Below are 11,041 nucleotides of genomic sequence, written 5' to 3'. Positions count from 1 at the left end.
GTGACAAGAAGTTCGTTCGCCGGCGGGCCGCCGCTCCGGCTCAAGGCCTCAGAAGAGGCTGCATACTTAGAAGGAAGATAATCATGGGCTTTTCCGTAAACACCAACACTGGCGCGTTGGCAGCTCTGCAGAACCTGACCGCGACGAACAAGGGTCTCGACACCACGCAGAGCCGCATCAACACCGGCCTGGCGGTTTCGTCGACCAAGGATGACTCGGCCAAGTACACCATCGCGCAGAAGCTGCGCGGCGATGTGGGCAGCCTGTCTGCGGTCACCTCTTCGCTCAACCGCGCAAAGAGCACGACGGATGTTGCCGTGGCTGGTGCGGAGCAGATCTCCGACCTGCTGAATCAGATGAAGACGAAGGTCACCGAAGCTTCGGACGCTGGTCTCGACCAAGACAGCCGGAATGCGATCGCGGCGGACATGACTTCGTTGAAGAAGCAGATCAACTCGATCATCGACTCGTCTGAGTTCAATGGCGTCAACCTGCTCAAGGCTCCGGCTTCCGGCGCGACGGGTACGGTCAGCGCTCTGATGGGGACCAAGTCGACGTCGACCACGAACGTCATCAGCGTCGCCAACCAGGGTCTCGACGCGTCCGCAGCCACCGGCCTCGGTGCTGCCGGCAGCGACATTGCGCTCGCCTCTGCCGCCGCAGCTGACACGCTGAAGGGCACGATCGATACGTTCGCCACGGCGGTCTCGACATCGCTGAAGACTCTGGGTTCAGCTTCGCGTCAGATCGACGGTCAGCTGTCTTTCACCAGCAAGCTGTCGGACGTGATCGAAGGCGGTATCGGCAACCTTGTTGACGCCGACCTCGCCAAGGAATCTGCAAAGCTGCAGTCTTTGCAGGTCAAGCAGCAGCTGGGTCTGCAGGCTCTGTCGATTGCCAACCAGGCGCCGCAGTCGATCATGTCGCTGTTCCGTTAATAACGGATCAGGGACGTCTCGAACGTCTAAGACTTTGGGGGTCGGAGCCAGAAACTCCGGCCCCTTTTATTCGCTCGACATGCATCCGCGCCGGACGATCGCGCCAGCGCGGCGAACTGTCCCACCGGTGTCTCGCCCGTTTGCAGGCCCGATCTTTTCAGGCGGCACATCACATGCACTCGCGACTTCGCGAAATTGTTGATCAAAGCGGAGATCGTCTCCGGATAAGTGTGGCTCTAAACACTGCGGGAGCTCTGATCACGCTTGAGCTTCCAGATCAGCCGGATGCGCCCATGCTGGTGCTGGACCCCCAGGGGGCAGAACTTTTAACCAGCTTCATCATGTCCGCCCGGCTCGCTGTGCCGTATGCCCTTCCTGACGAGGACAGTATGCGCGGCCGCGCTTGTCGCCTTCGCCTCGTTTTGGGAGCGTCTCCACTCATCGAAGTGAGGCAGCCACCGACTGGCCAGCCCTTCGCGATCCCAGTGCGTTTCTGGGACAAGCTATATGCCGAACTGTGTCTGGTGGTCGCCCACACTCGCGATCTAGGTTGGCAAGCCTCGATGAGTATTCACTAAGCGAGCCCGGCGCGATCGCACACGAATCGCAAGGGGCCGCTTAGGCTCCCAAGCGTGTGCCGGATGGAAGCGCGGTAGCGGACGGCCACAGTCTGCCCGCCACAGCGCAGGTTCGTCGTTTTACACTGCGGTGGTGCGGGAAATCTGCTGCTAAGCGGCGGCTTGCGCCCCAGCACTCTCCATTCGTTCAAGGATACCATCTTCGTATTCGATCAGCTCACGACAGACGCCGAGTGCACGAAAGAAGTCACCGGTCGCCATAAAGGTCGCCAATTTACCGCATGATAGCTTCGCTTCTTCCCCGACGAACGTGTCAAAGATCGCCTCATAAAGACTGAGTACGTCGTCCCGATAGGCCTCCACCTCGGGTTCCAGGTAGGCCATCATGCATGCAAAGTAGAGGCGACGCGCAGGAGTGGTGGCCTGCTCCGGGAGCATGATCTCGGTACCCCGCAGGATAGTGACGCGATTTTGCACGAGAATTCGGGCTCGGCCAGACGCACAGAGTACGGCGCCGTTTACAACCACACTTTCGCCGTCGCGGAGATCAATTCTGAGTGCCACGCTTGGTTTCCTTTCTGAGGTATTCCTTTTATAGAGGCTCGGGCACCGAGATGGCGTCACTAGGCAAATTTTTCCGCATTGGTGCGCAGCGTTAATTGGGGGAGAGCGGCGCTGGCTAAATCGCCCGGTTCTCCGGAGGCTTCAACTCCTGAGAGAGTGGAGCCGCGATGAGCAAGACGACGAACACGTTTCACCTGAGGTGCGTGAGCGCGCTGTGCGTATGGCAGTCGAGCATGAGAGTGAGCGCCCGCCGCGCTGGGCCAACAGAACCATGAGCTGCGGCAAGCCAGTTAGCTTCGTTGTGGCCGTCGAATATTCCAGATTCGAGGGGCCGGCTGGCTCAATTGCTGCGGCTTGGGATACGGTGAGCCCCGCTCACTTCATTTAGTGGGTTTGACCGGGTTGATTGCGAAGGACTAGCCTAAGCTGCCCAAGTCAGGACCCAAGCCTGAACGTCTTCCGCCGTGTTTTCTTGTGGAAGTGCCTTGGGAATGGTGGTGCCGCTTACGTGACTCGAACACGTGACCCCCGCATTACGAATGCGATGCTCTACCAACTGAGCTAAAGCGGCCTACCCGTCATCCCTCGTCTCGACCATACAATGTGCCGGCTGGCCTGCTATGCCAAGCTACAGCGACGCGCATGGGCGAGCGGCGCATTTACCGAGGGGCGCCGAGTCACGCAAGGTCTTTATAGCGACTGAGATGAGCCGTGCCGGCAAGGGCAGTCCGGGCGGCCCGCTCGATCCCACCTTCATCAAGCGCCGCGTTGCGTGCCGTGCACACCCTGTCGATGAATTTCGTTCCCAAGGATTGAAAAGGAGCGTCCATCCAGTTCAAGGTGAGCTTCAGACATAACAAGTCAGAGTTGGCTCTTGAGAATTCCGTGCAAACCTCAACTGAGCAGCCGCCGGCTGCCGATGCCTTCCTCCCGCCGTACGCTTAGCCGAGCCGAGGTGCTCTGATCTTCAGGAGTTCTCCATTGATGGTACGAGTTGCATGTCGCTTCTGGGCGGCACTGCTAATGATCTCGCTGGTTTCGCCTGCGTTCGCTCAGCTTCCGGGAATACAGACCGATGAAGCAGCCTCCACTGAGGCTGCGGCGCCATCCGATCCTTATGGCCGTGAGACGCCGCGGGGGGCTGTTTCCGGACTGCTCGCCGCTTTGGCTGAGCGCGACTACGCCCGAGCATCGCACTATTTTGAGGCGAGCGACAGAGGTGAGCAGCTCGCGCGCGAATTGCAGGCGGTGCTGGATGCTGGCGGCGCTCTTCAGCCCTTTGGTGCGCTCTCCAATGAGCCCACCGGCATTCTCGAAGATGGCCTTGAGCCGAATAGCGAAAGGGTTGGTGAACTCGGCAACGCCGAGGAGACCCCGATCCGGCTGACCCGTACTACCAACGATGAGGGCGTGGCAGTCTGGCGGGTATCGCGCGAGACGACCCGAGTCGTCCGCTCGCTTCAACCCGATGTCACTCCAGTGGCGGAATCGGGGCCTCAGATCGCCGGTGCGTCTCTATCGGATTGGCTAAAGCTGCTGGGCATCGCGGTGCTGGTATTCTTTGGTTTCCACCTTGTGAATGCCAGCATCCTGGCGATCATGGCACGGGTCATTCCTCATCGGAAGCAAAGCTCTGTCTATCGCTTCGCGCAGGCGGCGATGCCGCCGCTCAGCCTCTTGCTTTCGACGATCGCGTTTCAGCTTTGGGCCCGCTCGTTCCCGGTGTCGATTGTCGCGCGTCAGCTCCTGTTGCGCTATGTCGGCATCTTTGCATGGGTTGCGCTTGCCTGGTTCCTTGCGCGTCTGATCGATGCCATTTCCAAGCTGGCCATCAGCCGGATGGAGGGGCTGGAACGGCGACAAGCGGTATCGGTCATCACGCTCATGCGCCGCGCCGGCAAGGTGCTGCTGCTGTTCGTAGCCGCGGTTGCGATTCTGGACACCTTTGGCATCGACGTGACCACTGGTGTTGCCGCGCTGGGCATCGGCGGTATCGCACTCGCTTTGGGCGCGCAGAAGACAGTCGAGAACCTGGTCGGCAGCGTGACGCTGATCGCGGACAGGCCGGTTCAGGTGGGGGACTTTTGCAGGGTCGGCGACGTTGTCGGCACGGTCGAGGACATCGGCATCCGCTCCACGCGCATCCGGACACTCGAACGTACTCTCGTCACCATCCCCAACGGGGATTTTTCTTCACGCCAGATTGAGAACTTCGCAAAGCGCGACCGCTTTCTGTTCAATCCCGTGATCGGCGTGGAATACGGGATCGGCTCGGCTCGTCTGCTGCAGGCAGTCGAGACCGTGGAGAGTGTCTTGCACAGCCATTCACGAATCACGGAGCCGGGAGCACGCGCGCGGTTCACGACGTTCGGTGACAGCGCACTCAACATCGAAGTTTTCGCGTACATGGAGGCTGCGGATTACGACGAGAGTCTGGTCATCCGACAGGATCTGATGCTGACGATCTTCGCGAAGCTTGAGGAGCTGGGAGTGGACATCGCCTTCCCAACCAGGACGCTGCATCTTGTAACGGAAAACAGGGCGGCAAAGTCGGAGGGGCGCGAAGCTCCGCCGCTGCCTATCCGCGACTCACGAGACGGGGGGGGCGAGCAAAGCTGAAGGGCGCCGCGCGGTGCCTGAGGCTCAGGGCTCCCATTGGCGCAGAGCTTCTTCGTAGGCTTCGCGCGCCTTGCGCTCGCTCGCTTTCAGCTGATCCATCGCCTTCGCGAAACGCGCATCCATGGCGGCGCGCTGAGCCGCTAGCGCGCGTTCGCGCTGACGCATATCGGCTTCTGCCTGCGCTCGTTGCTCCTCCAGGGTGCCAATTGCACGCTCGGCATCGTCGAGCTTCGCTCTACTGGGCTTGGGACGAGAGCGCTTGGAGGGCTGCTTGGGCGAGTCCGAAGCTTTGTTGCGCTCAGCTTCCTTTCTCGCCTTCTGCCGAGGAAGCTTGCCCAATGCTGCGACTTGCTCTTTCAAGTTGCCGCGTGTGCGGTAGACGACATCGCCCGGTTTGCTGAGCGGCTCTTCCATCAGCGCTGCATCGGTGACGACTTCCGCCATCCCGCGGCTGAACAGGTTCTTTTCCGTTCCCCATGCCCGGAGCGCGGCGGCTTGGCCGGGAGCGGCGACATAGGCATCGCGAAAGCCGACGGCGGTGCGATAGACCTTCAGCTTCGCCACGTTAACTAGCTCCGCGAATCCGGATCGCCTCGACATAGCTGCGCAGCAGGGCGCTCTCGTCCTTGCTGCCAAGCCAGTTCGTAGGTGACGAGAAAGCCATCGTGATCGGAGAGCATCGGACTTCCCGGCGAGCCGTCGAACATGGCCTCGACCCTCACTGGCCGGATGGAGACAACATCACCGCTCCAGAAGAATTGCAGATCCTGCGTGTCCATCCAAGGCGCATCGCCATCCCACGACATCCGCACGTCACATCCCGACGAAGGTTCGTTGCAGACATGATGGACGAGGGACAGCGATTGATGGCGGGAGAAATGGTCCCACCGCGCTTCGGAGTTTGCCATGTTGAAGTCTCCGCCAAAGACCAGCGGATAGGCATCCAAATGCGTCCGGTTGATGAATTCGGAAGCCATGAGGGACTGGCGGTCGTGAGCGGCCGCTTCGCGCTCCGCAGGTGCGCGTGATGCCAGCCGTGAGTTCATGTGCGTGTTGTAGAGGTCCACGGGCGTGGGAACGCCCGGCATGATGATGCGCGCCAGGACGAGGCCCTTGTTGCTCAGGCAGTCGATGCCGGCACAGGATCTGCGTCCGTAAGCCTGCACCTCGGTGTGCACGATGGGGTAGCGAGAGGCGATGGCAAGGCCGCTCCCAAGAAATCGGATGCCCAACTCACCGCGTTTAGGGCTGGATCTGCCTGGCAGCGGGTCGGGTCTGGGGCGCGGTGCTCGCGTGGTCCTTTTGGGGCCGGAAGTGGTAGCGGAATAGCCGGTCGCAGCAACAGCCCGCTTGGCATTGTTGCTGAACACCTCCTGGAACAGCACGACATCTGGGCTCTGGCCCGCCTCGCGAAGCTTCGCCAGCCTCGCGCCGATTTCCCTCAGATACCTTGCGCGTCCCCGGCGCGCCGGCCATGCGAGCCCTTCGATGTTGTACGTCAGCACGGAAAGAGTGGTGGTGGCGACGCGCTCGCCCACTTCGCTCTTGATCGAAGGGAGCGGTGCCTCGGCGCACGGAAGGGAGCGCATCGGAGGCGGTGCACCGCATGCGGACAGCAGCACAACTGAAACGAGCGCGAGGCACATGCTTGAAGCTGCGCGCATCAGCTGCGCGCCCGCTGGGTTCTTGCGGGCAGCACAAGATGCGTGATGAAGTTGCGGACCTCAAGCGTGCGACGCTCCTGGGCGACGACCTGTTCATCAAGGCCAAGCTGCCATGCGAGATCCAGTCGGTTCGGCGCTTCGTGAAGCGCCTGAACTAGCGCGGCCTTGCGTTCCACATCCTCCTGGCCCGCAGCAAGCCCGTGCTCGATCAGATCCTTGGACTGTCGCCGTAGAGCGGCGGCGACTTCGCAAAGGCTGATCTCCGGATGGTATTGCACGCCCCAGAACACGCCACCCTCGCTGCGAATTTCCGCCGCTTGCACGTGTGTGGTGCTGTTCGAGGCCAGCAACGTTGCGCCAGGAGGAAGCTGTGCCACTTCATCGGTGTGCACCGCGGGCGCGTCGAAAGCGGGTGGGCGCCCCCGCAGCAGCGGGTGGTCGCGTCCGGCATCGGTCGGGAAGATCCGCCGGGCGAATCCGGCTTCGCGACGCTGGCCCATGCTCCGAACCGATCCTCCCGCAGCCACTGTCGCAACCTGTAGACCAGCGCACGAGCCGAATGAAGGAGTGCCCGATGCAAAGACCGCTTGCATGAACGTGATGATCCTGCGGCACTCCGGCGAATCCTGGTAAAGATGCAGAGGCGAGCCGGTGATGAAGACGCCGTCGAACTGGCTCAGGTCTGCTGATCCCAGCAATGCGCGATTGCCGTCCGCCGGCTGAATGCGCGTACAGCGAGCGCCGGGGGCAAGGTGCGACAACAGTGCTTCGTAGGTCTCACCAGAGCTGCGACCCACGCTTTCGCGCCGCTTCTCGCGAGCCCGAGGGGGTTCGCTCTCTGCGATGAGGAAGTTTAATTCCGAAGTGGGCACACGACCCTTTCTGTCTTGAGCAGGCGTAACGGCCAGACCTCGCATCCGCTCCCAAGATCTGGATCTTACATAAAGGGCGGCGGTCGGACGAAGCTCAGCTCATCGACGGCGGAGGGGCAGGAGGCGTGTCGGGCAGAGGAATGAACTCGTCGCTGTCTCCATCCGGCAGTTTCATGCGCCCGGCCTTCCAGTCCGCTGCCGCCTGATCGAGGCGCTCGCGCGAAGAGGAGACGAAGTTCCAGAACAGGAAGCGCTCGCCCAGCGGCTCGCCGCCCAGGACCATCACCGTGGCACTGCCGTCGGCGCGCAGGCGCGAGACACCTGGGCCAAGGACCAGCATTTGTCCGGCCTCGTGCCGGGTGCCGTCGACTTTAACCGCGCCGGTCGCAATGTAGATCGCGCGCTCTGAGTAGCCTTCAGGAACTTCAGCCGTGGCGCCGTTCTGAAGGTCGAGGTGCGCATAGAACAAAGGTGAGTGTGTCTTCACACCAGCGTTCAGTCCATAAGCTTCGCCTGCAATGAGTTGCCCGTGCACGCCTGCTTCATTCCACTGCGGCAGATCGTCGCCCGCGTGGTGGGAGAAGGAGGGCGCGGTCTCTTCAGCCTCGACCGGCAGTGCCACCCAGGCCTGGATACCATGAAGGCGATCGCCCACCGCACGCGCCTTTTCGAAACGCTCGCTATGAGTGATGCCGCTGCCGGCAGTCATCCAGTTCACCTCACGCGAGCGGATAGGCTGGTGCGACCCCACGCTGTCGCGGTGCATGATCTCACCGGAGAACAGGTATGTTACCGTCGAAAGGCCGATGTGCGGATGGGGCCGTACGTCAAGCGTACGATCGACTCCGGCGGCGACATCGAGCGGCCCCATGTGATCGAAGAATACGAACGGTCCTACCATTCGCCGTTTGGCGAACGGTAGGACCCGGCCGACCTCCAGTCCTCCGCCAAGGCTGCGCCGGCGTTGTTCGATGATCATCTCGATCATGGCATGCTCTCCCAGGAATTAAGGCTGGAGAATATAGGGCCGGGCAGGCGGTGCAATGCCGCTGAGTGAGACGCGAGGCGCTGCCGCTCCCAAGAGCTACGCCGCCGTGAGCGCTTGACCTGCCGCCCAGCCACTCGCCCACGCCCATTGAAAGTTGTATCCGCCCAGCCATCCCGTCACGTCCACAGCCTCTCCGATTGCGTGAAGGCCAGGGACGCGCGAAGCCATCATGGTGCGGGAGGACAAGTCCTTGGTCGCAATGCCGCCCGCGGTGACTTCGGCTTTGGCGAACCCTTCGGTGCCGTTGGGCGTGAAGATCCAGGCGGTAAGGCGGGCCTGTGCCGCGCGCAGAGCCTTGTCGGGGATGTTGCCCAGATCTCCCTCCAGCGAGAGGCGCTCGCTCAGCACCTCCGCAAGGCGCGCCGGTAGCGCGGCGGCAAGAGATCGCCGCGCCGTGGTGCGCGGTTGCGCCTGCTTCTGGCGCAAGAGCCATTCCGGTTCGATTTCTGGCAGGAAGTTCACCGACAAGGGATCGCGGTGCTGCCAGTAGGAGGAAATCTGCAGCATCGCTGGACCGGAGAGACCGCGGTGTGTGAACAACGCCGCCTCGCGGAACTGCGTCTTCTTGCAGCTGACTTCTACTTGCGCGGAAACTCCGGACAAGCTTTGAAATAGGGCATCTTCGCCACCGAGCGTGAGTGGGACGAGGGCAGGGCGCGGCTGCACGATCGACAAGCCGAAGCGGCGCGCGACATCATAGGCGAAGCCCGTCGCGCCCAGCTTTGGAATGGAAGGTCCTCCAGTGGCGAGCACGAGGGAGGGGGCGGACCAGTCGCGGCCATCGACCTTGACCCGAAAGGCACCGTCGGCGTGATCTACCTCGGCGACCGGATGGCCCAGCAGCATCTTCACGCGGGCAGCGTCGCACTCTGCCACCAGCATCGCGACAATCTGCCGCGCCGAGCCATCGCAGAACAATTGCCCCAGCGTTTTCTCGTGCCAAGCGATGCCATGCTGCCCGACGAGCGCCAGAAAGTCCTCCGGCGTGTAGCGCCCCAGGGCGGACTTGGCGAAATGCGGATTGGCGGAAAGGTAGCGGTCGGGGCCGGTGTGCAGGTTGGTGAAGTTGCACCGTCCGCCACCTGATATGAGGATTTTCCGGCCCGGTTCAGGAGCATGGTCGATCAAGAGCACCCGCAGCCCCCGTGCTCCCGCGGTGGCAGCGCACATCATGCCGGCAGCGCCTGCGCCCAGCACGATCACGTCGAAAGCACTTGTTTCGCTCACGACGCGTGGCGGCCCGAGTTTGGAAAGCGGGATACCGCTGCATCGGCAATGGCAACGCGGTTGTGGCCGGAAAATGGAATCATGCGGGGCCCCTACCGCATGGCCCCGCCTGAGACGAGCCTCGCTCAGTCGGTTCTGTTCGCCCGATCTGTCATCCTCGAAAAGAGCGGCGAGGGTGCCCATATGTGGTCTTTCACCGGTGGCATTCGCCAGCGGTTAAGGTGAATTTGCGATGTTGCGGCTTGTCCATCCGGCAAGCGCGGTTTCATGCAGATGTTGTAGTCGCGTCATATGGAGCGTCAGGCGTGGCGCCTGGCCGAGTCGGATAGTGCAGAAAGACCGGGAATGAAGGCGCGCGAGATCGTATTCCAGAATAGATGGGTTCGGCCCTTCGCTCATCTGCTGAGCCATCCCAGTCTTTGGCACCTTAATCGCAGGAGCCTGCCTCGCGGTGTCGCGCTGGGGCTGTTCGTCGGATTCCTGATACCGATCGGGCAGTTCGTAATCGCGGCTCTGCTCGCGGTGCCGATTCGCGCCAACGTGCCCATCGCCGCCTCTGCCACGTTGGTCACCAACCCCCTGACGTTTGCGCCGATCTATTTTGCCGCCTTTAAAGTAGGCGAGATGCTGCCGGTGACTTCGTTTGGATCAGCGGCTGCCGATGCGGACTGGTTTTCGCTGTTCCTCCACGCATCGGGCGCCACTGCGGCCGGACTGCTAATCTTCGCCGTCGTTTCTGCGACGCTGGGCTATACGTTCACCGCGCTGTTCTGGCGCTTGCGACTGGTGAAGCGATGGAGCCGCCGGCCCGCGGCTTCAGGACGGCTGGCGTAAACCGGTTGACCCTTTAGGTATGCGACCACTGCCGCAAGAGGTTGTGGTAGACCTGTGTGAGCGTGTCGAGGGACGGGTGAGCGGGGTGATCGCCTGCGAGCGACTGAATCGCACCGTCCAGTTCGAAGACCAGTCGGCGCTGCTCTGGCGAGGCTATGAAGCTCTGCGTCCAGAAGAACGAGGCGAAACGTACGCCGCGCGTAACCGGTGCGACACGGTGCAGGCTGCTGCCGGGATAGATGATGAGGTGACCTGCGGGCAGCTTCACCGTGTGAGTGCCAAACGTGTCTTCAATGACGAGTTCTCCGCCATCGTACTCTTCGGGTTCGCTAAGAAATAGCGTGCCTGACACGTCGGAGCGCAGATGCTCTCCGGTGCCGCCGATGGGGAAGATCGCGTTGTCGACGTGGTTTCCGTAGTGGCCGTGCCCGTCATAACGCGAGAACCGCGGCTGGAGCACGCGGCTGGGCAGGGCAGCTGCGATGAACAAAGGTGTGCGTGAGACGCGCTCGAGGACGCGGTCGGCGAGTTGCCGGGCCAACGGATGGTCGAGCGCGAGTTGCTCGTTCTCCTTCACCCGTCCGGCGCGATGGCCTGCGGTGGTGCGTCCGTTCGTCCAGTCCGCACTTTCAAGCGCGGCGCGGATCTCGCGCACTTCTGACGAAGCGAAGAGTTCGGGTATCTCGATGACCATCGT

General features: G+C 62.1%; 10 protein-coding genes and 1 tRNA gene. 3 read left to right on the top strand and 8 right to left on the bottom strand.

All coding sequences use genetic code 11. From position 1 onward, the window contains the following. Positions 1 to 83 precede the first annotated feature (83 nt). Positions 84 to 938, top strand: a complete 855-nt coding sequence (locus ABVV53_RS06040; RefSeq protein WP_353983499.1) for a flagellin — start codon at positions 84 to 86, stop codon at positions 936 to 938. Positions 939 to 1,666: 728 nt separating this feature from the next. On the opposite strand, the gene ABVV53_RS06035 is transcribed toward ABVV53_RS06040, so the two are convergent. Both ABVV53_RS06035 and ABVV53_RS06030 read right to left on the bottom strand, forming a co-directional pair. Then, complete coding sequence (locus tag ABVV53_RS06035; RefSeq protein WP_353983498.1) at positions 1,667 to 2,080, bottom strand: flagellar biosynthesis repressor FlbT; 414 nt, start codon at positions 2,078 to 2,080, stop codon at positions 1,667 to 1,669. Positions 2,081 to 2,575: 495 nt separating this feature from the next. Continuing rightward, a tRNA-Thr gene (locus ABVV53_RS06030) sits at positions 2,576 to 2,651 on the bottom strand. Between the two features lie 413 nt (positions 2,652 to 3,064). On the opposite strand from ABVV53_RS06030, the gene ABVV53_RS06025 reads away from it, so the two are divergent. Then, complete coding sequence (locus ABVV53_RS06025; protein ID WP_353983497.1) at positions 3,065 to 4,699, top strand: mechanosensitive ion channel family protein; 1,635 nt, start codon at positions 3,065 to 3,067, stop codon at positions 4,697 to 4,699. Between the two features lie 24 nt (positions 4,700 to 4,723). On the opposite strand, the gene ABVV53_RS06020 is transcribed toward ABVV53_RS06025, so the two are convergent. The 5 genes from ABVV53_RS06020 to ABVV53_RS06000 form a co-directional block, all read right to left on the bottom strand. After that, positions 4,724 to 5,263, bottom strand: coding sequence for a hypothetical protein (locus tag ABVV53_RS06020; protein ID WP_353983496.1), 540 nt, complete (start codon positions 5,261 to 5,263; stop codon positions 4,724 to 4,726). Positions 5,264 to 5,268: 5 nt separating this feature from the next. Beyond that, positions 5,269 to 6,288 carry an endonuclease/exonuclease/phosphatase family protein gene (locus ABVV53_RS06015; protein ID WP_353983495.1) on the bottom strand — a complete coding sequence of 340 codons (1,020 nt, stop codon included), beginning with the start codon at positions 6,286 to 6,288 and terminating at the stop codon, positions 5,269 to 5,271. A 74-nt stretch (positions 6,289 to 6,362) separates the two neighbouring features. Next, a complete protein-coding gene (locus ABVV53_RS06010; protein ID WP_353983494.1) occupies positions 6,363 to 7,160 on the bottom strand; it encodes a type 1 glutamine amidotransferase in 798 nt (265 codons plus the stop codon). Between the two features lie 169 nt (positions 7,161 to 7,329). Next, positions 7,330 to 8,223, bottom strand: a complete 894-nt coding sequence (locus tag ABVV53_RS06005; protein ID WP_353983493.1) for a pirin family protein — start codon at positions 8,221 to 8,223, stop codon at positions 7,330 to 7,332. A gap of 96 nt (positions 8,224 to 8,319) precedes the next feature. Beyond that, entirely contained in the window at positions 8,320 to 9,510 is a 1,191-nt protein-coding gene (locus ABVV53_RS06000) for a BaiN/RdsA family NAD(P)/FAD-dependent oxidoreductase (RefSeq protein ID WP_353983492.1), read from the bottom strand. A 345-nt stretch (positions 9,511 to 9,855) separates the two neighbouring features. Between ABVV53_RS06000 and ABVV53_RS05995 the strand changes: the two genes are divergently transcribed. Continuing rightward, positions 9,856 to 10,344, top strand: coding sequence for a DUF2062 domain-containing protein (locus ABVV53_RS05995; RefSeq protein ID WP_353983491.1), 489 nt, complete (start codon positions 9,856 to 9,858; stop codon positions 10,342 to 10,344). Between the two features lie 13 nt (positions 10,345 to 10,357). Here ABVV53_RS05995 and ABVV53_RS05990 read toward each other — a convergent pair whose 3' ends face one another. After that, positions 10,358 to 11,038: a Fe2+-dependent dioxygenase gene (locus ABVV53_RS05990; RefSeq protein WP_353983490.1), complete on the bottom strand. Its 681-nt coding sequence runs from the start codon at positions 11,036 to 11,038 to the stop codon at positions 10,358 to 10,360. Positions 11,039 to 11,041 lie beyond the last annotated feature (3 nt).

This window comes from Novosphingobium kalidii (assembly GCF_040534015.1).
Lineage (GTDB): Bacteria > Pseudomonadota > Alphaproteobacteria > Sphingomonadales > Sphingomonadaceae > Novosphingobium > Novosphingobium kalidii.
This window is presented reverse-complemented; position numbering and strand designations above follow the sequence as displayed.

Bases quoted from the DNA above. Each gene is read 5' to 3' on its own strand.
- ABVV53_RS06025 (WP_353983497.1), top strand. From the start codon at position 3,065: ATGGTACGAGTTGCATGTCGCTTCTGGGCGGCACTGCTAATGATCTCG.
- ABVV53_RS05995 (WP_353983491.1), top strand. From the start codon at position 9,856: ATGAAGGCGCGCGAGATCGTATTCCAGAATAGATGGGTTCGGCCCTTC.
- ABVV53_RS06015 (WP_353983495.1), bottom strand. From the start codon at position 6,288: ATGCGCTCCCTTCCGTGCGCCGAGGCACCGCTCCCTTCGATCAAGAGC.
- ABVV53_RS06005 (WP_353983493.1), bottom strand. From the start codon at position 8,223: ATGATCGAGATGATCATCGAACAACGCCGGCGCAGCCTTGGCGGAGGA.
- ABVV53_RS06040 (WP_353983499.1), top strand. From the start codon at position 84: ATGGGCTTTTCCGTAAACACCAACACTGGCGCGTTGGCAGCTCTGCAG.
- ABVV53_RS05990 (WP_353983490.1), bottom strand. From the start codon at position 11,038: ATGGTCATCGAGATACCCGAACTCTTCGCTTCGTCAGAAGTGCGCGAG.